Origin of the sequence: Noviherbaspirillum sp. (genome assembly GCF_035254865.1) — a bacterium.
Classification (GTDB): Bacteria; Pseudomonadota; Gammaproteobacteria; order Burkholderiales; family Burkholderiaceae_D; genus Noviherbaspirillum.
Genome location: NZ_DATFAF010000082.1, coordinates 17,752 through 40,895, shown reverse-complemented (window position 1 = coordinate 40,895; position 23,144 = coordinate 17,752). Strand labels below are relative to the sequence as shown.

Below are 23,144 nucleotides of genomic sequence, written 5' to 3'. Positions count from 1 at the left end.
AATTGGCAGCGCGCGAAAGTGCCGCCGGTGTCCGTGCTGATCTGCCTCAAGGAGAGTCCCGATGAAGCTGTTTTATGCTACCGGAACATGCTCGCTGTCGCCGCACATCGTGCTGCTGGAAACAGGCCTGCCGTTTGACGTGGAAAAGGTCGATCTGGCGACCGGAAAAACAGCGAGCGGCGCCGATTACCTCAGCATCAATCCCAAGGGCTATGTCCCCACCCTGCAACTCGACAGCGGGGAATATCTCACCGAAGGTCCGGCCATCGTGCAATACGTCGCCGATCTCGTGCCGCAAAAGCGGCTGGCGCCGCCGGCCGGCAGCATGGAACGCTATCGCCTGATCGAATGGCTGAATTTCATTTCGACCGAATTGCACAAGGCATTCGGCACGCTGTTTCATCAGGCACCGCAAGAAACCAAACAGGCCGCGCGCGAGACGCTGGCGAAACGGATCGCCATAGTCGACAAGCAATTGCGCACGCACGAGCACCTCGCCGGGAACCAATTCAGCGTGGCGGATGCCTACCTCTTCACTGTGCTGAGCTGGGCCCGTCCCTTGAAATTCGATCTGAGCGGCTGGCCCGCAGTGCAGGCTTATCTGCAGCGCGTGGCGGCCCGTTCGACAGTACACGCCGCCATGGTGGCCGAGGGTTTGATCAAGGCCTAGGTGTGCTGCAATGATGTCTTCATCGCGACGACAAGCCAATGAACTCAAAGATAAAATCGATAGGCTCCGGGCCACGGGTGGCGCTGGTGCTGCAAGGCGGGGGCGCGCTCGGCGCCTATCAGGCAGGCGTCTACCAGGCATTGCATGAACACGGCCTGACACCCGACTGGGTGGTCGGCACGTCGATCGGCGCGATCAACGCGGCGCTTATCGCCGGCAATGAACGCGCACAGCGGCTGTCGCGGCTGCGCCAGTTCTGGGACGAAATCGCGCACCGCGACCTGATCGACATGCGCAGCGTCCCGGACCCTGCGCGACGCTTCAACACCATGCTGACCACTTTCGATTCGGTGACGTGCGGCGTGCCGGGATTCTATGCATTGCGCTGGTTCAATCCGTTTTTCGCGGGATGGATCGTGCCGCCGGAACAGGCCAGCTTTTACGACACCAGTCCGCTCGAAGAAACTCTCGGGCGCCTGGTCGATATCGACTACCTGAACACGCCGGGCGGCATACGGCTGACGGTGAGCGCCATCAAGGTCACTTGCGGGCATCTCGAGCATTTCGACACCGCGCATCGCGAAGTCAGCATCAAGCACGTCATGGCGAGCGGTGCCTTGCCGCCGGGTTTTCCACCCGTGCGCGTGGACGGCGATCTGTACTGGGACGGCGGCCTGTACTCCAACACGCCGCTGGAAATCGTGCTGGGCGACGAACCGCGCGCCGATACCATCTGCTTCATGGTTGACCTGTGGAGTCCGGAAGGCCCCGAGCCGACGACGCTGGAGCAAGTGCACACGCGCCAGAAGGATGTGTTATACGCCTCGCGTTCGCGCCGCCATATCGACGCCTACCTGCGCGGGCACCGGCTGCGGCGCATGGTACGCATGCTGCGCCAGAAGGTTCCCGACGAGATGCTGAGCGAGGAAGAGCGCGCCGAAGTCGACAAGGTCGGCGTCGATACCACCATGCACATCATCCGCCTCGCCTATGCCGGGCGCGACTGGCAGATGGCATCGAAGGATCTCAACTTTTCCAAGGGCTCGATCGAGTGGCGCTGGGATCAGGGCTACAAGGATGCGCTGCGCGCGGTCCAGCACGCGGCCTGGCGTACCGAAGCGCCGGAAGGCACCGGCGTACTGGTGCATGAGTTGATGCCGGTGCCGGTGAAGACGTACGAACAGCGATAGGTGCCCGGCCGCTGACTGCCGCAGCGAAACTTTTCATTTCCGAATAGGATATCGAGGCAGATCGATACCCCCAACGAGAAGAAAAGGATCGCAGCATGAACACCATCAAATTCGGCCGCACCGGCATGGATGTCTCGCGCCTGTGTCTCGGATGCATGAGCTACGGCGAGCCGGGGCGCGGCTCGCATCCCTGGACCCTGAACGAGGAACAGAGCCGCCCCTTCATCAAGAAGGCGCTCGACCTCGGCATCAATTTTTTCGACACCGCCAATATCTATTCCGACGGCACCAGCGAGGAAATCCTCGGCCGCGCGCTGAAGGATTACGCGTCGCGCGACAACGTCGTCATCGCCACCAAGGTGCATGGCCGCATGCATCCCGGCCCCAATGGACAAGGCCTGTCGCGCAAGGCGATCATGGCCGAGATCGATGCCAGCCTGCGGCGGCTCGGCACCGACTATGTCGATCTTTACCAGATCCATCGCTGGGATACCAAGACGCCGATCGAGGAAACCATGGAAGCGCTGCATGACGTGGTCAAGGCGGGCAAGGCGCGCTACATCGGCGCGTCATCCATGTATGCATGGCAATTCGCGAAAGCCTTACACGTCGCCGAGAAGAACGGCTGGACGCGCTTCGTCAGCATGCAGAACTACGTCAACCTGCTCTACCGCGAAGAGGAGCGCGAAATGCTGCCCCTGTGCCGCGCCGAAGGCATCGCGGTGATTCCGTGGAGCCCGCTGGCGCGCGGCCGGCTCACGCGCGACTGGGACGAAGGCAGCGCCCGCATGGAAACGGACGAGTTCGGCAAGGGCCTCTACATCAACACCGCGAACGAAGACCGCAAAGTGGTCGAGCGCGTCGCCGAGATCGCCAGGGAGCGCAACGTCCCGCGCGCGCAGGTCGCGCTGGCCTGGGTGTTGCAGAAATCTCCCGTCACCGCGCCCATCGTCGGCGCGACGAAGATGCAGCATCTCGATGACGCGGTCGCGGCGCTATCCCTCAAGCTCAGCACGGAAGAAATCGAGCGGCTGGAAGAACCCTACGTGCCGCATGCGGTGGTCGGCCACAACTGATCGTTTCCTCAAGCGGCCGCTGAAGCGCAAGACTCGCAGCGGCCGCCCTCCCTCCACGGTTTGAAAATCGAACGCCGTCGCCGTCCGGATTCACGACGCCGGACGCGACGCGCCGCTCCTCTCCTCCTCCCGTCATCTCCCGTGCTCGCCACAAGTCATTGACGACAAAGGGAATTCTTCAAAACGTCTTCACTGGCACGCCGCTTGCGAAATGAGGCTCGAACCATCGTTATCAAGGCGGTGTGTTTTGGCTACGGCGCCGTTCTTCGGCATCCGTGAGAGACAACAATGGAAGGAGATAGGCTATGCAAGTGCAATCACAAGTGCAGGTGATGGGGATCGATGCCGGCGGCACGATGACCGACACCTTTTTTGTTCGCTCCGACGGCCGCTTCGTCGTCGGCAAGGCGCAGAGCAATCCCGAGGATGAATCGCTCGCGATCTTCAATTCCTCGAAGGATGCGCTGGCGCACTGGAAGCGCGACGTCGATGACGTTTATCCCGAGCTGCTGACCTGCGTGTATTCCGGCACGGCGATGCTGAATCGCGTGGTGCAACGCAAGGGGCTGGATGTGGGCCTGATGGTCAACAAGGGCTTCGAGCATGTGCATTCGATGGGACGGGCCATCCAGTCCTACCTGGGCTATGCTCTGGAAGAGCGCATCCACCTCAACACCCACCGCTACGACGAGCCGCTGGTGCCGCTGTCGCGCACGCGCGGCGCGACCGAGCGCACCGACGTGCAGGGCGAGATCGTGATGCCGCTGCGCGAGGATGAGGTGCGCCAGGCCACGCGCGAACTGGTCGCGGCAGGATCGAAGGCCATCGTGATCTGCTTCCTGCAATCGCACAAGAACGGCAAGAGCGAACAGCGCGCGCGCGATGTGGCGCGCGACGAGCTGAAGAAGATGAATTGCGACATCCCGGTGTTCGCCTCGGTCGACTACTACCCGCAGCGCAAGGAAAGCCACCGCATGAACACCACGGTGCTGGAAGCCTATGCGGCGGAGCCCTCGCGCCAGACGCTGAAGAAGGTCAGCGACCGCTTCAAGAAGCACGGCGCGAAATTCGATCTGCGCGTGATGGCCACGCACGGCGGCACCATCAGCTGGAAGGCCAAGGAGCTGGCGCGCACCATCGTGTCGGGCCCGATCGGCGGCGTGATCGGCTCCAAGCTGCTGGGCGAGGCGCTGGGCTATGACAACATCGCCTGCTCCGACATCGGCGGCACCTCCTTCGACATGGCGCTGATCACCAAGGGCAATTTCGCGATTGCATCCGACCCCGACATGGCACGCCTGGTGCTGTCGCTGCCGCTGGTGACGATGGATTCGGTCGGCGCGGGTGCGGGCAGCTTCGTGCGGCTCGACCCGTACAGCGGCGCGATCAAGCTCGGCCCCGACAGTGCCGGCTATCGCGTCGGCACCTGCTGGCCGGAGAGCGGGCTGGATACCGTCTCGGTGTCGGACTGCCATGTGGTGCTCGGCTATCTGAATCCCGACAACTTCCTCGGCGGCGCCATCAAGCTGGACGTGGAGCGCGCGCGCCAGCACATCAAGCAGCAGATCGCCGATCCGCTCGGCCTGTCGGTGGAAGACGCGGCGGCCGGCGTGATCGAACTGCTCGACCTGCAATTGCGCGAGTATCTGCGCTCCAACGTCAGCGCCAAGGGCTACAACCCGGCCGACTTCGTCTGCTTCTCGTATGGCGGCGCGGGGCCGGTGCATACCTACGGCTACACCGAAGGGCTGGGCTTCAAGGACGTGGTGGTGCCGGCCTGGGCGGCGGGTTTCTCGGCCTTCGGCTGCGCCTGCGCTGACTTCGAATACCGCTACGACAGGAGCGTCGACCTGGCGCTGCCGCAGGATGCCGGCGACGAAGACAAGGCCAAGGCCGCGCAGACCATCCAGAGCGCCTGGTCCGACCTGGCCGCCAAGGTGATCGAGGAATTCAAGATCAACGGCTTCAAGGCGGAGGAAGTGATCCTGCGCCCCGGCTACCGCATGCAGTACATGGGTCAGTTGAACGACCTCGAAATCAGTTCGCCGATCGGCAGCGCGGCGACCGCCGAGGACTGGAACCGGATCGTCGATGCCTTCGAAGAGACCTACGGTCGCGTGTACGCCAGTTCGGCGCGCTCGCCGGAACTCGGCTTCTCCGTCACCGGCGCGATCATGCGCGGCATGGTGGTGACGCAGAAGCCGGTATTGCCGGAAGACCCGGAAGGCGGAGCGATGCCGCCGAAAGAGGCGCACATCGGTACCCGTCCGCTGTATCGCGGCAAGCAGTGGCATGAAGCGGTGCTGTGGAAGATGGAAGCGCTCAAGCCGGGCAACACCATCACCGGCCCCGCCATCATCGAGTCCGACGCCACCACCTTCGTCGTTCCCAAGGGCTTTGCCACGACGCTCGACAAGCATCGCCTGTTCCACTTGAAAGAAACGAAATAAGGAGACATACCATGAATATGATGTCCAGCAAGGAAGTCGGCTTTGCCGACCTGCTCAAGACCGGCCAGACGCTCAAGGAATTCCGCGACGGCATCCTCGAGCGCACTGCGGCCAGCGGCCACTACAACGGCCTGGAGCGCCTCGAATTCCGCGAGAAGGATCCGATCCGCTACGAGAAGCTGTTCTCGAAACTGCGCGGCGGCCTGGTACATGCGCGCGAAACGGCGAAGAAGATCGCGGCCAGCCCGATCGTGGAACAGGAAGGCGAACTGTGCTTCACGCTCTACAACGCGGCCGGCGACTGTGTGCTGACCTCGACCGGGATCATCATCCACGTCGGCACCATGGGCGCGGCGATCAAGTACATGATCGAGAACAACTGGGAAGGCAATCCCGGCATCAATCCCGGCGATATGTTCACCAACAACGACTGCTCGATCGGCAATGTGCATCCCTGCGATATCGCGACCATCGTGCCGATCTTCGCGCACGGCAAGCTGGTCGGCTGGGTCGGCGGCGTCACGCACGTGATCGATACCGGCGCGGTGACACCGGGTTCCATGTCGACCGGACAGACGCAGCGCTTCGGCGACGGCTACATGATCACCTGCCGCAAGACCGGCGTGAACGATACGCCGCTGCGCGACTGGCTGCACGAGAGTCAGCGCTCGGTGCGCACGCCGAAGTACTGGATCCTCGACGAACGCACCCGTATCGCCGGCTGCCACATGATCCGCGACCTGATCGAGGAAGTGATCGAGGATGAAGGGCTGGAAGCCTACGAGCAGTTTTCGTATGAAGTGATCGAGGAAGGACGGCGCGGCCTGCAGACCCGCATCAAGGCCATGACCCTGCCGGGCAAGTACCGCAAGGTGGCCTTCGTCGACGTGCCCTACGCGCATGAAGACGTGCAGACCTCCAACGCCTTCGCCAAGCTCGATTCCATCATGCACTCGCCGGTCGAAATGGAGATCCGCAAGGACGGTTCCTGGCGCCTCGATTTCGAGGGCGCGAGCCGCTGGGGCTGGCATTCTTACAACGCGCACCAGGTCGCCTTCACCAGCGGCATCTGGGTGATGATGACCCAGACCCTGGTGCCGACCCAGCGCATCAACGACGGCGCCTACTTCGGCACCGAGTTCCACCTGCCCAAGGGCACCTGGATGAATCCGGACGACCGCCGCACCGGCCACGCCTATGCATGGCACTTCCTGGTATCGGGCTGGAGCGCGATGTGGCGCGGGCTGTCGCAGGCTTACTTCAGCCGCGGCTACCTGGAGGAAGTCAATGCCGGCAATGCCAATACCTCGAACTGGCTGCAGGGCGGCGGCATCAACCAGGACGGCGAAATCCATGCGGTCAACAGCTTCGAAGCCTCGTCCTGCGGCACCGGCGCCTGCGCGATCAAGGATGGCCTGAGCCATGCGGCGGCGATCTGGAATCCCGAAGGCGACATGGGCGACATCGAGATCTGGGAAATGGCCGAGCCGCTGCTCTACCTTGGCCGCAACGTGAAGACCAACTCGGGCGGCTACGGCAAGTATCGCGGCGGCTGCGGTTTCGAGACGCTGCGCATGGTGTGGAAGGCGCAGGACTGGACCATGTTCTTCATGGGTAACGGCTACATGAACAGCGACTGGGGCCTGATGGGCGGCTATCCGGCGGCCACCGGCTATCGCTTCGAGGCGCACCAGACCGGCCTGAAGGAGCGCATTGCCGCCGGCGACACGCTGCCGCTGGGTGCGGACACCAATCCCGACCTGCCGGACTACGAGAACCACCTGAACGCGGGTGCGACCGTCAAGCGTGACAAGCAGTGCATGACCACCGAGGATTGCTACGACAACTATGACCTGTACCTGAACTACCTGCGCGGCGGCCCGGGCTTCGGCGATCCACTCGACCGCGACGTGGAAGGCATCGCGCGCGACCTGAACAATGCGCTGCTGCTGCCGGAGTATGCGCAAAAGGTTTATGGCGCGGTCGCGACCAAGGATGCCAACGGCCTGTGGAGCGTCGATGCACAGCAGACGGCACTGATGCGCCTGGAAATCCGCAAGCAGCGCATCGCGCGTTCGCAGCCGACGCGCGAATGGATGAAGAGCGAACGCGACCGCATCCTGGTCAAGCACGCATCGACCCAGGTGCAGCACATGTTCGCCACCAGCTTCGGCCTGTCGAAGAAGTTCGAGCAGCAGTTCCGCGATTTCTGGGACCTCCCCGCATCCTGGACGCTGAGCGAGGACGAGCTCGATGTGCCGACCTACGGTTCCAAGTTCCGCATGGACTTGTCCGAGATGCCGGATGTGAAGACTGTCGTGCTGGTTGAAGAATGATCCCGACCGGCCAAACACACGAAAGGAAGCACCATGTCAAAGTATACAAGTGAGCAAATCAAGAACCTGGTCGACGGCAAGCTGGACTGGGACACCACGCTGCGCATGCTGTCGATGCCGAAGGATGGCGAGCGTTTCCGCATGTATGTCGATACCTTGCAGAAAAAGCTCGGCTGGAAGGACCGCATCATCCTGCCACTGGGTCCGCACATGTACATCGTGCAGCAGGCGAAGACGAAGAAGTGGGTCACGCAATGCGATTGCGGGCACGTGTTCTGCGACTACCGCGAAAACTGGAAGCTGCACGCCAACATCCATGTGCGCGACAACGAGGAAGCCATGACGGAAGTCTATCCGCGCCTGATGGCACCCGACACCAGCTGGCAGGTGTACCGCGAGTACTACTGTCCGGAATGCGGCACCATGCACGACGTGGAAGCACCGACACCGTGGTATCCGGTGATCCACGACTTCGAACCGGACATCGAAGCCTTCTACAAGGAATGGGTGAAGCTGCCTGTGCCGGAGCGCGTGGATTGATGTAAAACCCGTGTCCACGGAAATCACGGAAAGCACGGAAAGCAGAAACAGGAGATGACCGGAATTCCTTGTCCGCGAGAGCGTCAAGCAATCACACTCTGTTGCAAGCACCCTCTTACTCTTCCGTGCCTTTCGTGTTTTCCGTGGACATCCTGATTGAAGCATGTCCGTTGGCGAATACCGCTGAAACGATGTCGGCCTGATCGCCTCTGTGAAGTCGTCGTTCGAACGGCGGCCGTTCGATTTTCGGACGGCCGTTTCGTTTTCGAACGGTGCGCCACTGGTCCGAAAAGCGTTTTCAATCGAGGTCGCGCCATCTGGCCAGAGAGAGAAAACAGCACCCGCCATGCTGCGAGATCCGCATGTATTCGATCGCTGGCACATGCCTTGCTCAATTGTCATGCCGACATTTCCGTATCAAGACAGCAACCGGTCGGATGGAGTAGGATAAGACGACAAGATGCCCGGCAAATTGCCCAAGGGCACATGATCAAGCAGGGAGCGAACGACAGAGAGCCCGGCCAATCCGGGCCAATGAGGAGACGCGGAATGCAAAAGACAAGCACTCCGATGGACTGGTTTTCCCGTCCGGATCATGACGCCAACATCCTGCTGGCGTGGGAACACCTGATCAGCGGCAAGGCCAACCACGCCCCCGATCTGCGGGGGCTGATCGACGATTCCTGGCGCCGCTGCCTGAGCAGTCAGGTCGATCCGACGGCCGATCGCGCGCCGCCGCCGCTGGACGATCATCGCCTGATGGCCTGCCGCGCGAAGAACGCCCGCCTGCTCGACGCCAGCAAGCCGCTGATCCAGCAGACGCGCGATTTCCTCGCGCAGACCGGCACCATCATGCTGCTGACCGATCCCGACGGCGTGATCCTGCAACTCGAAGGGGATACGCGCATCGTCGGGCCGGCCAGCGAAGTACGCCTGATCCCCGGCAGCAACTGGACCGAACTCAACGCCGGCACCAACGCCATCGGCACCGCACTGACGCTGCAGCAACCGGTGCAGATCCATGGCGCCGAGCACTTCTGCGCCGGCATCAAGCGCTGGACCTGCTCCGCCACCGTGATCCGCGATCCGCTGGACGGCAGCGTGCTGGGCGCGATCGACGTGTCCGGACTCGCCCACACCTACAGCCAGCACAGCCTTGCGCTCACGGTCTCGATGGCGGGCCGGATCGAAAGCCGACTGGCCAAGCTGGGCATGGAGCGCCGCCTGCGCCTGCTGGACCGCTGCATGGCCTATTGCGCTTCGGGGCGCGACGATGCGGTGCTGGTGCTGGACGACCACGGCCATCTGGTCAAGGCCAATCCCAAGGCGACTTCCGTGCTCGCGCGCCTGGGCGTCACGGAGCAGTTGAACAGCACCTTGCCCATCGCCAGCGCGGCAGCGCTCGCCGGCCAAGATGCTTCGCAGCTCGTCCCCGCATGGCTGCGGCAGGCCCGCATCGAAACCATCCGCGAGAACGGCGAGGTGCTCGGCTTCCTGGCCGTGATCCCGGCGCCGGCCTACCGCTCGACCCAGTTGTCCGCCGAGGCGGTCAAGGTGCGCGACCGCGCGCAGCCGGCGTTCTCGCGCATCGTCGGCAACAGCCCGGTGCTGCGCACGGCGGTGCAGAAGGCGCAGCATCTCGCGCCGTCGAACGTGCCGGTGCTGCTGCTCGGCGAAACCGGCGTCGGCAAGGAATTGTTCGCGCAAGGCATCCACCAGGCCAGCGCCTGCGCGGACGGTCCCTTCGTCGCGCTCAACTGCGGCGGCCTGTCGAAGGACCTGCTGGCGAGCGAACTGTTCGGCTATGCGGAAGGCGCCTTCACCGGCGCGCGCAAGTCAGGCGCCGCGGGCAAGATCGAAGCCGCCAACAAGGGCACGCTGTTCCTCGACGAAATCGGTGAAATGCCGCTCGAGATCCAGCCACACCTGCTGCGCGTGCTGGAGGAAGGCGAGATCTACCGTCTCGGCGAGAACACGCCGCGCAAGGTGAGTTTCCGCCTGGTCGCCGCCACGCACCGCAACCTGAAGGACGATGTCGCGCAGGGCAAATTCCGCATGGACCTGTTCTACCGCATCGCCGTCACCAACGTGCTCATCCCGCCGCTGCGCGAGCGCAAGGCCGACCTGCCGGCGCTGATCTCCTACTGGCTCAGCCATTTGTGCGAACGCTATGGGCTGCCCGCCGCATCCTTCGACGACGAGGCCTTTGCCCGGCTCGCGCAGTACGACTGGCCCGGCAATGTGCGGGAACTGCGCAATGTAATCGAGAGTTCGCTGCTGATGACGCAGGGCAGCGTCATTTCATCGGACAACCTGCCGCCTGAAATCGGCTCGGCCGTGCAAGCCTTGCCCGCAGCTTCGATCGCCGGGACGGCGCCGGCCGGCGGCAAGGCCTGTTCGCTGGAAGCCGCCGAGGCGGAATCCATTCGCGGCGCACTCACTTTCAGCGGCGGCAACCTGACGCGGGCGGCGGCCCAGCTCGGCATCGCCAAGAGCACCTTGTATCAGAAGATCCGGAAATACGGGCTGGACGGCGCAGTCAGCGAGACGCGCAGCCGGGCCTGATTTTCGGCGCGAAAAAAAGCGGGAGTGCCAGGCACGGCGCTCCCGCTTTTTCATGGACGCGCCCGCCGCCCGTTACTTGGAGGCCAGCGCTTGCCGCAATTCGGTTTTCAGCACCTTGCCGTAGTTGTTCTTCGGTAGGGCCGGCACCACGCGATATTCCTTCGGGCGCTTGAAGCGCGCAATGTGCGCCAGGCACAAGGCATCGAGCTCGTCTGCCGCGACCGACTTCCCCTCCGCGCAGACGACGAAGGCCACCACCTCCTCGCCCCACTCCGCGCTCGGGCGGCCGACCACGGAGACTTCGGCGACCGCCGGATGCATCAGCAGCACCTCCTCCACTTCGCGCGGATAGATGTTCGATCCGCCGCTGATGATGATGTCCTTCGAACGATCCTTCAGCGTGAGAAATCCGTCGTCGTCGAAGGCGCCGACATCGCCGGTATACAGCCAGCCGTCGCGCAGCGCCTGCGCGGTGGCACCGGGATTATTCCAGTAGCCGCGCATCACGGTCGGGCCGCGCACGACGATCTCGCCGCTCTCTCCCGGCGGAACATCGCTGCCGTCCGCATCGACCACGCGCACCTCCACCGCCGACTGCGCCACGCCGACGGAGCCGAGACGCTCCAGGTAGCGCGCATGCTCCGTCTGCGCGAGATGGAATTTCGACAGGGCGGTGATCGTCATCGGCGTTTCGCCCTGGCCGTAGATTTGCACGAAGCGCTGCCCCATCACCTGCAGCGCGCGGCGAATGTCCTCCACATACATCGGGCCGCCGCCGTACACGATGGTCTTGATGCCCTGCGCATCGCCGCCATGGGATGCGCAATGGTCGACCAGGCGGCGCACCATGGTGGGCGCGGCGAACATCGACAGACTACCGTAGCGCCGGCCCAGTTCGATGATTTCCTCTGCCGCGAAACCGCCGGACTCCGGCACCACATGGCGCGCGCCGGCCAGCACATGCGGCAGGTTGTACAGGCCGGCGCCGTGCGACATCGGCGCGGCATACAGCGTGCTGTCATTCATCGTGACCGTGTCGACGTCGGTGAAATAGCACTGCGTCATGGCCAGCAGGTTGTCATGCGTGAGCATCACCCCTTTGGGCTTGCCGGTGGTGCCGGAAGTGTAGAACAGCCACGCGAGATCGCCCGGCGTGTATGGTCCCATCGCCGCTTGCGCGCCCGCGGCAAACAGGGCACGGTATTGCGCCGATGCGATGCTGACCACCTCGGCCAGCGTCGGCACATCGAGATCGTCGGCGACAAACAGCAAGGAAACGCCTGCGTCGTCGAGAATGAATTGCACTTCCTTCGGATGCAGCTTGGCGTTGATCGGCACCGCGACCAGGCCGGCATGCCAGATCGCGTACAGGACCTCGAGGTATTCCGGGCAGTTGTGCATGAACAGGCCGACACGGTCGCCGTGCCGCAGAGCGAAGCGGTCGCGCAGCGCACCCGACAGGGTGCAGACACGATGCGCCAGTTCTCGATAGCTGTACAGCTCCCTATTGCCGTGCGCGAGTGCCGGCCGTTCCGGAAGCCGCTTCGCGATGCGCATGAGAAGGTTCGCCAGATTCACTCGTATTCCTTTCCTTGGTCTGCTGTCATGTTCGTGGTCATTCGCAAGGAGCATGCCCGCCGCCCGCACGCCGTGACACGCCATGCGCGACGCGGCTCTCCGCTTGCCAGCGTCACCCAGCGTCACCGAAACGATTCTTCATCACCGTCTCGAAACCGGTCGCTCCTTCGGAACGCGTTCGAAGGTCGAACGCGCCGGCTTTTTCAGCAAGGACGCCGATGGCACTCAGGCGCGCGTGAACTTTCCCGATTGTGGCACGCGGATGCTTGTCCATGCTACCCGTTCTCCTTTGAGCGCGGCAAGCATTGGCACGCTCCTTGCAAAAATCGGTGCAGCCTCGGCGCCTCGTTACGAGTGAACCTGCACATGGAGCAAATCATGGAAAAATCTGCGCAACCGACGAAGGAGCGAGTTCGGCAGTATCTGGAGCAACGGCGGCGCGAGCACCGTCCGCCGCCATCAATGGAAGAGATCCGGCGCCAGCTTGGATGGGGGCCAAGGTGCCGGGATGGCGTGTTGCCGACCCGGCAGCAGTCGTGAGTTCAGCGCTTCTGCCCGAGCAGGCTGAAGCCGTGCGACCAATGGTCGTTGCGGAAGCCGTAGCTGATCCACAGCATCGCCAGCGCTTCAAGCAGGCGACTGGCCGTGACGTCGCCCATGTCAATCGGCGCGCGCCAGCCGAAGGCGCGCAGCAGGTCCGATACCTCCGCCTTGGCGCCGTCGTCATTGCCCGCAATGAACATGTCGGGCGTGCCGTCAGGCAGCTTCGGATGGACCATGTGGGCCGCCGTGATGGTGTTGAAAGCTTTCACCACCTTCGCTTCCGGCAGCAGGTCTTGTACCCGTTCGCCGGCCGAATCCACGTGGCCGATCGCGAGACGCGGCACACCCTGTGAAAAGTCGAGCGGATTGGATGCGTCAATGACGAGCTTGCCCGCGAGATTGCCGGCGCCCGCTGCGCGCAGCCCCTCTTCCAGCCCGCTCCAGGGCAAGGCGACGAAAGCCAGATCGCCCTGCTTTGCCGCCTGCGCGAAGGATGCCGCTTGCGCGCCGGGCACGGCAGCGAGCGCTTCCTTCGTCTTGGCGCCCGCCGTGTCGCGCGTGCCGAACACGACGCGGTAGCCCAGTTCTGCGACCCCCCTGGCGACCGCGACGCCAACCATGCCATTGCCGAGAACCGCGACGGTCTTTGCTGTATTGCTCATGTTCATTCTCCTTCAAGTGAATCAAGTGGATGTGCAGGCATTGTGGGCTGCGAGACTGATGAGCGGAAGACTATAATCACTCATGATATTCATAACCTGAGGTTGGCAATGGATTCCTCCCAGCGCGTGCGCGCCATTCTGTCCTTCGTCCATGCCGCCGAGCGCGGCAGCCTCGCCGCCGCAGCCAGGGCGCTCGGCATCTCCGCGGCGGCGGTGAGCAAGAACCTCGCCGGCCTGGAGCGCGCCCTCGGCGTGCGCCTGATGAACCGGACCACGCGCTCGCTCCAGCTCACCGCCGAAGGCGCGGCCTTCCTGGAACGCGCCCGCATTGCGATCACCGCGCTCGACGATGCGATCGATGCCGTCGCGGCACAGCGCGCCGCGCCGATGGGCCGGGTGCGCATCTCCACCAGCAGCGCCTTCGGCCGCTTCTATCTGCTGCCCCTGATTCCGGCGCTGGCGAAACGCTATCCCGCGCTGGCGCTGGAAGTGGACATGGAAGACCGCCGCATCGATCTGGTCAAGGACGGCTACGACCTGCCACTGCGCGGCGGCGTGATTGAAGAGTCGAGCCTGATATCGCGCCATGTTTGCACGCTGCATACGGTACTGGTCGCCTCGCCCGCCTACCTGAAGGAGCATGGCGTGCCGAAGCGCCGCGAAGACCTGGCGCGGCATCGCATGATTGCCCTGCGCTTTCTGAACGGCCAGGTATCGCGCTGGAATTTCAAGGACCGGCGCGGCGAAGCCATCGATGTCGAACCGGCATCGCCCGTGCTGACGGTCTCCGCGCCTGAAGCCGTGGTGGATGCGGCACTGCTCGGCCTCGGCATTGCGCAGGCCGGCGTGCATCATGCGTGGCCGCATTTGCGCGAAGGACGGCTGAAGGTGCTGCTCGCCGCGCAGCATCATTCCGGCGCACGTGAAATGGTGCTGCAGTATCCGCACCGCGCACTGGTCGCGCCGAGGGTGCGCGCGACGGTGGAATATCTGCTCGAAAACCTGGCAAAGACCGAGGCGCTCCATGTGCGGCCTTCCGCGCTGCGCGCCTTCGCGGCCTGACGCAGGCCGGATTTCCTCAGCGCTTCCTCGCCAGCGTCAAGCCGTCCCCGATCGGCACCAGCGACAGGTCGATCCGCACATCGTGATGCAGCTTGCGGTTGAAGGCCTGGATCGCCAGCGTGTCCGCGTCCGCGCCCGGCATGATCACGCGCCCGCTCCACAGCACGTTGTCCACGGCGATCACGCCGCCGCTGCGCAGGAGCGTCAGGCACCGCTCGTAATACGCGTCATACGCAGTCTTGTCCGCATCGATGAAGGCAAAATCGAAACTGCCTTCCTGTCCCTGCGCGAGCAGCGCATCCAGGGTTTCCAGCGCGGGAGCGAGACGCAGATCGATCTTGTGCCCGACACCGGCCCTGTCCCAATACGATCGTGCAACATCGGTATATTCGCGGCTGATATCGCAGCCGACGACGCGTCCCTCGTCCGGCAGGGCAAGTGCCACCGCAAGCGCGCTGTAGCCGGTGAACACGCCGATCTCCAGCGTGCGCCGCGCGCCCAGCATCTTTACTAGCAGCGCCATGAACTGGCCTTGCTCGGGTGCGATCTGCATGCTGGCGTGCGGATGGCTGAGCGTGGCGGCACGCAGTTCGGCAAGCACTGCATGCTCGCGCAGCGACACATCGATCAGGTACTGATACAGCGCGTCGTTGAGGTTGATGGTGCGATTCGACATGATTGCCTTTCAACAAAATCCGATCGAAAAAAATCGACAAGCCGAATTCGGCCTCATATGCGACACTACTCCTGTCAACGCCGTTCAATCGTTTGCGCCAGCGCAATCCAATCGGACACACCCCATGAGCCCATCTTCCTCCCCCCACATGCCCGCCATTTTTTTCGGCCATGGCAGTCCGATGAATGCGCTGGAAGAGAACGCCAGCACCGCCGTATGGCGGCAACTGGCGGCCGCCATGCCGAAGCCGAAGGCCATCGTGGCGATTTCCGCGCACTGGACCACGCGCGGCACGCAGGTGACGGCGATGGATGCGCCGAGGACCATCCATGACTTCGGCGGTTTTCCGCAGGCGCTGTTCGACGTGCAGTATCCGGCGCCCGGTGCGCCGGCCCTGGCGGCACGCGTGCGCGACTTGCTGCGGCCGGTCGATGTCACGCTGGATGAAAGCTGGGGGCTGGACCATGGCACCTGGTCAATTTTGCGCAAGATGTATCCCGCGGCGGATGTGCCCGTGATCCAGCTCAGCCTCGATGTTAGCCGCCCGAACCGCTTCCATTTTGAAATCGGCCAGCGCCTCGCTTCGCTGCGCGACGAAGGCATCCTGATCATGGCCAGCGGCAACGTCGTGCACAATCTGCGCACGATCAAGTGGAACAATGGCGATGCCTATGACTGGGCCATCCGCTTCAATGACGCGATCCACGGCTGCCTGCTGCGCGGCGAGGCCGAGCGCCTGGTCGATTACGCGCAGTGGGGAGAGGATGCGCGCTTGTCGGTGCCGACGCCGGAGCATTTTTTGCCGCTGCTTTATATTGTCGGAACGCAGCAGCAAGGCGAGCCGATCGCGATTCCCGTCGACGGCATCGAGCTCGGTTCCATCAGCATGCTCAGCGCGGTCGTCGGCCCGCACGCCTGACGGCGGAAAACATGCCTTCCGGCAGGAGAACCTGAACTCGGCGGAGAGCGGCAAGTCTAACAAGTGTTGTTGCCTGCAGCATCACAGCCTTGCCGCCCGTGACATCACCGCCTGATCGCGGCAATTCCTTCTCAAGGTCCTCGCATTGCCCGGCACACATCATGTTTACCGCCCTCGTCCCCTTCTTCTGCGACCCGGTATCGCACACCGGAGCATCATGCCGTCCGCCATCCTGCAATGAAAAAGGAAAAACCGGATGAACCAGGAAAGCACGCCACTGCCAACCGAAGCGACCATCTTGATGGTCGACGACACACCGGCAAACCTGGCGTTGCTGACGCATGTACTGGAGGAACACGGTTATCGCGTGGTCGTGGCGCAGGATGGCGAGGAAGCCATGCAGCGCGCCGGCTTCGTGCAACCCGACTTGATCCTGCTCGACGTCATGATGCCGGACATCGACGGCTTCGAAATCTGCCGCCGGCTGAAGGCGCAGGAGCAGCTGCGCGACATTCCGGTGATTTTCATGACGGCGCTGGCGGACAACAGCGACAAGCTGCGCGGCTTCGAGGCGGGCGCGGTCGACTACGTGACCAAGCCGTTCCAGGTCGAGGAAGTGCTGGCGCGTGTGAGCGCGCACCTGGCGCTGGGGTCGATGCAGCGCACGCTGGCCGAGAAGAATCGCCAGCTGCAAAAGGAAGTCGCACTGCGCCAGCAAATCGAAACGCACTTGCAGCACGCTTACGACATGCTGGAGCAGCGCGTGACGCAAAGGACCGTCGAACTGGCCAATGCGAACGAACGCCTGAATGCGGAAATCAGTGAGCGTGCACGGGTGGAGGAATCCCTGCGCAAAAGCGAAACGCGCCTGCGCCGCCTGGTGGAGTCGAACATCATCGGCATCTATTTCTGGCGCATGGACGGCCGCATCACCGAGGCCAACGATGCATTCCTGAATCTGCTCGGCTACAGCAAGGAAGAGCTGCAGGAAGGCAAGGTGCTGCTGTCGAACATCGCTGCGCCGGAATACGCGCAGGAGAGCGAACATGCACTGCAAGACCTGCAGCGCACCGGCACCTCGACGCCGTTCGAGAAGGAATACATCCACAAGAACGGCAGCCGGGTGCCGATCCTGATCGGCGCGGCGCTGGTCGACGGCGCGGCGCGGGAGGGCGTAGCCTTCGTGCTCGACCTGAGCGCGCACAGGCAGGCGCAGGAGCGTATCCGCTACCTGGCCGACCACGATGCGCTGACCAACCTGCCCAACCGCTCGCTGCTGCGGGATCGCCTGCGGCAGGCGCTTGCGCATGCCCATCGCAGCGAGACGCAGGTCGCGTTGCTGTTCATCGATCTCGACTACTTCAAGCACATCAACGATTCGCTCGGCCATCAGATCGGCGACTGCCTGTTGCAGATGGCCGCGGAACGCCTGCGCTGCTGCGTGCGCGAAGGCGACACGGTGGCGCGCCTGGGAGGCGACGAATTCGTGCTGGTGCTGCCCCTGGTCGGCGGCGCCTCGGATGCGGCGCTGGTGGCGCGCAAGGCGCTCGACCTGCTCGATGCGCCCTACGATTGCGCCAACCATGAACTGCATGTCTCCGGCAGCATCGGCATCAGCATGTATCCGGATGACGGCGCCGATGTCGAAACCCTGATGCGCACCGCCGACACCGCGATGTACTACGCGAAGGAAAAAGGGCGCGGCAATTTCCAGTTCTTTACGCCTTCACTCAACCGGGCGGCGCAGCAAAGGCATGCGACGTCGAACGCGCTGCGGCATGCCCTGGCGCATGATGAATTCGTCCTGCATTACCAGCCGCAGGTAGACATGGAAACCGGCAGGATTTTTTCTGCGGAAGCCTTGCTTCGCTGGCACTGCCCCGACACCAAGGCCACTGTCGTCTGCAGCGATTTCATTGCGGTCGCGGAAGAAACCGGCCTGATTCTTCCTATCGGAGAATGGGTACTGCGGGAAGCCTGCAAGCAGTTGCGAAAGTGGCATGAGCTCGGCTTTACGCAGATGGTGGTGGCGGTCAACCTGTCGTCGCGCCAGTTCTTCCAGCCCAATTTCAGGGAGAACGTCGAACGCATCCTTGCGGAGACCGGCGTGCCGCCCGACAGCGTCGACCTGGAACTCACCGAATCCATTCTGATGCATCGCACCGAAGACAATATATCCACCCTGCGGCATCTGAGCGACATGGGCATCAAGCTGTCGATCGATGACTTCGGCACCGGTTATTCCAGCCTGGCCTACCTGCAGCGCTTTCCGGTCGACGCACTGAAGATCGACCGTTCCTTCGTGAGCGGCATCGGACAGAGCGCGAGCGACACCGCGCTGGTCACTGCCATCATCTCGATGGCGCAGAGCCTGCGGCTGAACGTGCTGGCCGAAGGCGTGGAAACACCGGAACAGGTCAAGTTCCTGCAGACGCACGGCTGCCTCGCGGCGCAAGGTTTTTTCTACAGCGCCGCAGTCCCGGCCGATGCGCTCACCGATTTGCTGCGCAAACAGAATACCCGCATTGCCCAGATCTGAGCGCCCCGCGTCAGAAGAAATACCTGAGCACCGCCTGTACCGCACGCTGCTGCGGCACGGCACCGAATTCGCTGGCACGCTCGCCGCTGTTCATCTGCCATTGCAAGGCCGCTTCCGCGCGGTCCCAGCGATAGCGCGCCTCCAGCCACGACAAACGGCTGTGGTCGGCGACATTGAAGCGCAGCATGGCGTTCAGATCGAAGTGACTGATCATCACGTCCTGCCACGCGCCGTAGAAAAACACCGCCTGGCGCGTCGGCATGTCCTGCCAATCCTGCAGCGCCTGCCGGTAGCGCAAGTAGGCAAGCGGCGAAGTGCGCGGCAGCGCATTCCACTGCGCCTTGTTCAGGCCCGCGCCGTTGTACTGGTACTCCAGCGTGAGCGACAGTTTGTTCGACGTGGTGTAAGTCAGACCGGTGGCGAGACGATGGCGGAACGCGCTGTCGTCGGCCCCGCTCAGCGCCTGCGACAGCAGCGAGCGGCTGCGACCGCCCGACCATTCGAGGTAGGACACCGTCGCGTCGTTGACCAGCATGGCCAGATTGAAGCCGAGCTGCGGCGCCTTGTGCTCTTCATCGTAGAGCAGCCATTGCGGCTCGATGTTGTCGGCCAGCTTGTGGCTTGCGGCGATCAGCCAGCGGTGTTGATTGTTGGTGGCGCCGATGTCGGGATTCAAAGATGCCTCGTTCGGCCGCGTCGCCAGCTTCGGCGAATACAGCGCGGTCAGCGAGCCGCTCTCCCACAAGCTCTGAGTGCGCAGCATGACGCTGCCCATGCGATTCTTTTTCAGGCTGGCCGGATCGGCGGAGACCACGAAGCGGGTTGCCCCGGCGCGGAAATAATCGGTCGGGTTGTAGCCGGTTGCCACGCCGTAGCGCGCGTTGATGCGACCGAAGTCGAACAACTGGTCGTCGCGTGCCTGCCAGCTGACATAGGCTTCCTTGAGCGTGTTGATGCCGTTCTGGCGCGTTGGCTGGTCCTGCCAGTTCAGGTCGAGCCGGTCGGCGAAGACCGCGCGCCAGCCGGGCGCCAATGCCTTGTCGAGCTGCATGTCGATCGACAGGCGCTGGCTATCGACCGTGCCGCCGCTGCGCAATGCCGACTGGCCGACCGCGCCTTCGACAAACCATTGCCAGTCGCGGGCGCGCTCGACAACTGCCGGCGCCTCGTCAGCCAGGCGCAATGCGTCCTCGTCCGCATCCGCGGCCAGCACCGTGCCTGCTGCGGTCAGCAGGCCTATCGCCAGGATGCGCTTCATTCCGGCTTGAACCGTGGCAGGTAATCGCGCTGCAGCCAGGCTTCCGGCACATCGCGTTTTGCATAGTCGGAAAAGCGCATCACCGTCACCCAATTCGGATCGAGGCCGTCGATGATGACCGTTTCTGTCGGCCGCTCGGCGCCGAGCTGCGTCTGGTAGCGGCGGAAGTAGGCGCTCTTGAGCAGGCGTCCGCTTTCGGTGTAGTAGCGCGCCTTGACCGGGCGGTTGTTGCTCGTGTCTATCCACATCTCGATGCGGTGGTAGGTGACGTCGGGCGCGGTCGCGGCCAGGGCAAGCTTGTAGCAGTGGCGGGTCTTCCGGTCGCCGTCCTGCGTATCCTCTTCCGCCGCCAGCTCCGCCTGGTAGTCCTTGGCGAGATTGGCCGTGACGATATCGCCGTTGGCGGCCTGGCCAAGCAGGCGCTGCTGCGGCGAGATGCGGATGCTGGCCTTGTTGGACGGATCGTAGAACCACAGGTCGTTGCCGCTCTTGAGCATCAGCTTGTTGGCATCGCGTGCCGGCGCGATGAAGCGGATCAGGCTGCGGAACTGTCCGCTGCTCTTGTCCGCCTTCGAATACACCGCCAGCGTGCTGGTGTCGTTCTGCTTGCCGCTCTTGTACTCGATCAGCGTGGTGGTCAGGCCGAAGGAATAGTCGGGATTGCGCACGGCATCGCTGGCCGCGAGGATGTCCTGTGCGGTGGGCGCGGCATGTGCCAGCCCGCCGATGGTGAGTAGAAACACTGCTGTGAAGATTCGCATACGTTTTCTCTTGTTTTGAAATTTTTTTGTCCACGGAAAACACGAAAGGCACGAAAGGAAGGCGTCTCGAAAACAGGTGCATTGCGTTTTTTCGTGTTTTCCGTGCCTTTCGTGGACAACGCTTTTAATTCATCCCATTACACATGGCGCAAGGCATCCACGATCACCATCTTCGAGGCACGGTTGGCCGGCCACCATGCCGACACGATGGCCACCACGATCAGGCCAATCACGCTGCCGAGCATCAGGCCGTTTTCACCCCACACCCGCGTCTTGACAGGATACGCATAGACATAGCCGGGCGGCGTCCAGGTCAGGCCGCTGTGATTGATCAGGGTCGACAGCAGCACCGCGATCGCCACCCCCAGGATGGAGCCGATCACGCCAAGCATCATCCCCTCACACATGAACAGGCGCCGGATGCCGCCGCGCCGCTGGCCGATGGCGCGCAGGGTGCCGATTTCGACGGTGCGTTCGACCACCGCCATGCTCATGGTATTGCCGACCGTGAACAGCACAATCACGCCGATCAGGGTGGCGATGAAACCGAACACGGAATTGAAGAACTGGATGGTCTGACCGTAAATCGGCGCGAGCGTCTGGAAGGCCTGGACCTCCAGCGAGCTGTCCTTGAAGGTGGTCGCCAGCAATTCGTCCAGCCGCGCCTTGGCTGCCGGCATCTGGCTGGTGTGCTGCAACTGCAACTGGATCGCGGTGACCTGCGGCGCTTCGCTACCGTAAATGAGTCGCTGCGCCTGCGACAGATGCATGATCATGAACACGTCGTCGGCCTCCTTCAAGCCCTGGTTCTCCGCCTTGACCACGTTCAGTCGCGCGACATTCGGTGCGCCATGTAGGTTGGCCGCCAGCATCTCGATGGTCGTTCCCTGTGCACCTGCCTGCGGTTCGCTCGCCTTTTCCATCGCGGAGAGCGCGGCGATGTCGTCTGGCGCGCTCGGTCCCGTTGCCTCGCGGCGGGGCTCCGGCTGCCGGCAATCCGGCACCTTGAGCGGGCCGCACAGTTGCAGGATGCGCGCAACCCCGGTGCCGACCACCACGGCGTCCGGCGCGGTGCCGGTCAGTGCCAGCGGACGCGCAAAGCTCATGCTGCCGTAATCATCCCAGGCCCGCATCTTGTTCTGGTCGTCGACCACAATGCCGCTGGCGAGCACCGTCTTGGAAACGCCGGCCGAGAAATTGCCGCCGATGCCGCTCAATTGCAGCTTGGGCGTGACCATGGTCAGCATGGGCGACAGTACCGGATCGCGCTTGATCGTGTCGATGAGGCGCTGGTAGTCGGGCAGGCCATAGGCGGCGGGATTGCCGCTGCCGTAGAGGAAATAGTCCTTGCGCTGGATCTGGAAATGGCCATGCAGCTGCACATAACCGGTTTGCATGGCCAGGATGACGTTGCGGCTGTAGCCGCCGAAAAGCAGTATCGCGACCAGGCCGACGATCATCGCCAGCAGCGTGGTGAGCGAGCGGCGGCGGTTGCGCAGCAGGTTGCGCAAGGCGAGCGAGAAGGTCTTCATGCGCGCGCCTCCCCGTTGCGGCGTTCGATGCCGGTAATGCGGCCGTCGCGGATGAATACCGCGTCGTCGGCCTCCGCGAGCACGTTCGGGTCATGTGACGAGAACACGAAGGACACGTGATGCTCGCGCTGCATCTTGCGCATCAGGGCAATGATGGCCGCGCCGGTCTGGCTGTCGAGGTTGGCAGTCGGTTCGTCGGCCAGCACCAGTTGCGGCTGGGTCGCCAGCGCACGCGCAATCGCCACCCGCTGACGCTGGCCGCCGGACAACTGGCCGGGACGGTTGTTGGCGCGATCGGCAAGGCCCACCGCATCAAGCAGCGCGCGCACGCGCTCCCTGCGCTTGGCTGCGGGCATCTTTGCCAGCAGCAGCGGATATTCCACGTTCTCGTAGGCCGTCAATACCGGCAGCAGGTTGAAGTTCTGGAAGATGAAGCCGAGATACTGTGCGCGAAAATCCGACAAGGCGTCGTCGGACATGGACTTCACGTCCTGCCCCGCCACCAGGATATCGCCATGATCGGCCCGGTCGATGCAGCCGATCAGGTTGAGCAGCGTGGTCTTGCCGCTGCCGGATGCACCCGAGATGACGGTAAAGCAGTTGGATCGGATTTCGAGATTGATATCGCTTAATGCCGGCACATCGACCGCATCGAGATGATAGGTCTTGCCGACTTGCTTCAGGACGACGGGATGCATGGCGCTCTCGCAGGAATGGAAAACGCTGCCAATATAACAATGTCGGCTGGAATCCGCGAGTGTGCTGCGACGAATTGCAAAAGGCAGCG

General features: G+C 63.3%; 18 protein-coding genes. 10 read left to right on the top strand and 8 right to left on the bottom strand.

What is annotated here, in order from left to right:
• Positions 1–61: 61 nt before the first annotated feature.
• The 7 genes from gstA (at position 62) to VJ651_RS20505 (ending at position 10,827) form a co-directional block, all read left to right on the top strand.
• Positions 62–670: a glutathione transferase GstA gene (gene gstA / locus VJ651_RS20535; protein WP_324109214.1), complete on the top strand. Its 609-nt coding sequence runs from the start codon at positions 62–64 to the stop codon at positions 668–670.
• Between the two features lie 38 nt (positions 671–708).
• Positions 709–1,860, top strand: coding sequence for a patatin-like phospholipase family protein (locus VJ651_RS20530; RefSeq protein ID WP_324109213.1), 1,152 nt, complete (start codon positions 709–711; stop codon positions 1,858–1,860).
• 95 nt (positions 1,861–1,955) lie between these two features.
• Positions 1,956–2,936, top strand: a complete 981-nt coding sequence (locus VJ651_RS20525) for an aldo/keto reductase (protein WP_324109212.1) — start codon at positions 1,956–1,958, stop codon at positions 2,934–2,936.
• Positions 2,937–3,241: 305 nt separating this feature from the next.
• Positions 3,242–5,386: a hydantoinase/oxoprolinase family protein gene (locus VJ651_RS20520; protein ID WP_324109211.1), complete on the top strand. Its 2,145-nt coding sequence runs from the start codon at positions 3,242–3,244 to the stop codon at positions 5,384–5,386.
• 11 nt (positions 5,387–5,397) lie between these two features.
• Positions 5,398–7,722, top strand: a complete 2,325-nt coding sequence (locus tag VJ651_RS20515; protein ID WP_324109210.1) for a hydantoinase B/oxoprolinase family protein — start codon at positions 5,398–5,400, stop codon at positions 7,720–7,722.
• A 33-nt stretch (positions 7,723–7,755) separates the two neighbouring features.
• Positions 7,756–8,262: an acetone carboxylase subunit gamma gene (locus VJ651_RS20510; protein ID WP_324109209.1), complete on the top strand. Its 507-nt coding sequence runs from the start codon at positions 7,756–7,758 to the stop codon at positions 8,260–8,262.
• Between the two features lie 549 nt (positions 8,263–8,811).
• The gene (locus VJ651_RS20505) at positions 8,812–10,827 is read left to right on the top strand and encodes a sigma-54-dependent Fis family transcriptional regulator (RefSeq protein ID WP_324109208.1); all 2,016 of its coding nucleotides are present in this window, start codon (positions 8,812–8,814) and stop codon (positions 10,825–10,827) included.
• A 72-nt stretch (positions 10,828–10,899) separates the two neighbouring features.
• On the opposite strand, the gene VJ651_RS20500 is transcribed toward VJ651_RS20505, so the two are convergent.
• From VJ651_RS20500 to VJ651_RS20490, 3 genes are all read right to left on the bottom strand, one after another.
• The gene (locus VJ651_RS20500) at positions 10,900–12,405 is read right to left on the bottom strand and encodes a long-chain fatty acid--CoA ligase (RefSeq protein WP_324109207.1); all 1,506 of its coding nucleotides are present in this window, start codon (positions 12,403–12,405) and stop codon (positions 10,900–10,902) included.
• Positions 12,406–12,517: 112 nt separating this feature from the next.
• Entirely contained in the window at positions 12,518–12,679 is a 162-nt protein-coding gene (locus VJ651_RS20495; protein WP_324109206.1) for a hypothetical protein, read from the bottom strand.
• A 268-nt stretch (positions 12,680–12,947) separates the two neighbouring features.
• Positions 12,948–13,610 (bottom strand): NADPH-dependent F420 reductase, encoded by a 663-nt coding sequence (locus tag VJ651_RS20490; RefSeq protein WP_324109205.1) that lies wholly within the window; start codon positions 13,608–13,610, stop codon positions 12,948–12,950.
• Positions 13,611–13,718: 108 nt separating this feature from the next.
• Here VJ651_RS20490 and VJ651_RS20485 point away from each other — a divergent pair, with 108 nt between their 5' ends.
• Complete coding sequence (locus VJ651_RS20485) at positions 13,719–14,672, top strand: LysR family transcriptional regulator (protein WP_324109204.1); 954 nt, start codon at positions 13,719–13,721, stop codon at positions 14,670–14,672.
• A gap of 16 nt (positions 14,673–14,688) precedes the next feature.
• Here VJ651_RS20485 and VJ651_RS20480 read toward each other — a convergent pair whose 3' ends face one another.
• Positions 14,689–15,348, bottom strand: coding sequence for a class I SAM-dependent methyltransferase (locus VJ651_RS20480; RefSeq protein ID WP_324109203.1), 660 nt, complete (start codon positions 15,346–15,348; stop codon positions 14,689–14,691).
• A gap of 124 nt (positions 15,349–15,472) precedes the next feature.
• Here VJ651_RS20480 and ygiD point away from each other — a divergent pair, with 124 nt between their 5' ends.
• Together ygiD and VJ651_RS20470 are read left to right on the top strand one after the other, a co-directional pair.
• Entirely contained in the window at positions 15,473–16,267 is a 795-nt protein-coding gene (ygiD, locus tag VJ651_RS20475) for a 4,5-DOPA dioxygenase extradiol (protein ID WP_324109202.1), read from the top strand.
• 256 nt (positions 16,268–16,523) lie between these two features.
• On the top strand, positions 16,524–18,806 hold the full coding sequence (locus VJ651_RS20470; RefSeq protein WP_324109201.1) for a two-component system response regulator: 2,283 nt from the start codon (positions 16,524–16,526) through the stop codon (positions 18,804–18,806).
• A gap of 10 nt (positions 18,807–18,816) precedes the next feature.
• On the opposite strand, the gene VJ651_RS20465 is transcribed toward VJ651_RS20470, so the two are convergent.
• The 4 genes from VJ651_RS20465 to VJ651_RS20450 form a co-directional block, all read right to left on the bottom strand.
• Positions 18,817–20,064, bottom strand: a complete 1,248-nt coding sequence (locus tag VJ651_RS20465) for a hypothetical protein (protein ID WP_324109200.1) — start codon at positions 20,062–20,064, stop codon at positions 18,817–18,819.
• Positions 20,061–20,825 (bottom strand): outer membrane lipoprotein-sorting protein, encoded by a 765-nt coding sequence (locus VJ651_RS20460; RefSeq protein WP_324109199.1) that lies wholly within the window; start codon positions 20,823–20,825, stop codon positions 20,061–20,063. The genes VJ651_RS20465 and VJ651_RS20460 overlap by 4 nt, the downstream gene beginning before the upstream one ends.
• Before the next feature lie 137 nt (positions 20,826–20,962).
• Positions 20,963–22,357, bottom strand: coding sequence for an ABC transporter permease (locus tag VJ651_RS20455; RefSeq protein WP_324109198.1), 1,395 nt, complete (start codon positions 22,355–22,357; stop codon positions 20,963–20,965).
• Entirely contained in the window at positions 22,354–23,055 is a 702-nt protein-coding gene (locus tag VJ651_RS20450) for an ABC transporter ATP-binding protein (protein WP_324109197.1), read from the bottom strand. Before VJ651_RS20450 ends, VJ651_RS20455 begins: the two co-directional genes overlap by 4 nt.
• Positions 23,056–23,144: the final 89 nt, after the last annotated feature.

Bases quoted from the DNA above. Each gene is read 5' to 3' on its own strand.
- gstA (WP_324109214.1), top strand. From the start codon at position 62: ATGAAGCTGTTTTATGCTACCGGAACATGCTCGCTGTCGCCGCACATC.
- VJ651_RS20530 (WP_324109213.1), top strand. From the start codon at position 709: ATGAACTCAAAGATAAAATCGATAGGCTCCGGGCCACGGGTGGCGCTG.
- VJ651_RS20525 (WP_324109212.1), top strand. From the start codon at position 1,956: ATGAACACCATCAAATTCGGCCGCACCGGCATGGATGTCTCGCGCCTG.
- VJ651_RS20520 (WP_324109211.1), top strand. From the start codon at position 3,242: ATGCAAGTGCAATCACAAGTGCAGGTGATGGGGATCGATGCCGGCGGC.
- VJ651_RS20515 (WP_324109210.1), top strand. From the start codon at position 5,398: ATGAATATGATGTCCAGCAAGGAAGTCGGCTTTGCCGACCTGCTCAAG.
- VJ651_RS20510 (WP_324109209.1), top strand. From the start codon at position 7,756: ATGTCAAAGTATACAAGTGAGCAAATCAAGAACCTGGTCGACGGCAAG.
- VJ651_RS20505 (WP_324109208.1), top strand. From the start codon at position 8,812: ATGCAAAAGACAAGCACTCCGATGGACTGGTTTTCCCGTCCGGATCAT.
- VJ651_RS20495 (WP_324109206.1), bottom strand. From the start codon at position 12,679: ATGGACAAGCATCCGCGTGCCACAATCGGGAAAGTTCACGCGCGCCTG.
- VJ651_RS20490 (WP_324109205.1), bottom strand. From the start codon at position 13,610: ATGAGCAATACAGCAAAGACCGTCGCGGTTCTCGGCAATGGCATGGTT.
- VJ651_RS20485 (WP_324109204.1), top strand. From the start codon at position 13,719: ATGGATTCCTCCCAGCGCGTGCGCGCCATTCTGTCCTTCGTCCATGCC.
- VJ651_RS20480 (WP_324109203.1), bottom strand. From the start codon at position 15,348: ATGTCGAATCGCACCATCAACCTCAACGACGCGCTGTATCAGTACCTG.
- ygiD (WP_324109202.1), top strand. From the start codon at position 15,473: ATGAGCCCATCTTCCTCCCCCCACATGCCCGCCATTTTTTTCGGCCAT.
- VJ651_RS20470 (WP_324109201.1), top strand. From the start codon at position 16,524: ATGAACCAGGAAAGCACGCCACTGCCAACCGAAGCGACCATCTTGATG.
- VJ651_RS20465 (WP_324109200.1), bottom strand. From the start codon at position 20,064: ATGAAGCGCATCCTGGCGATAGGCCTGCTGACCGCAGCAGGCACGGTG.
- VJ651_RS20460 (WP_324109199.1), bottom strand. From the start codon at position 20,825: ATGCGAATCTTCACAGCAGTGTTTCTACTCACCATCGGCGGGCTGGCA.
- VJ651_RS20455 (WP_324109198.1), bottom strand. From the start codon at position 22,357: ATGAAGACCTTCTCGCTCGCCTTGCGCAACCTGCTGCGCAACCGCCGC.
- VJ651_RS20450 (WP_324109197.1), bottom strand. From the start codon at position 23,055: ATGCATCCCGTCGTCCTGAAGCAAGTCGGCAAGACCTATCATCTCGAT.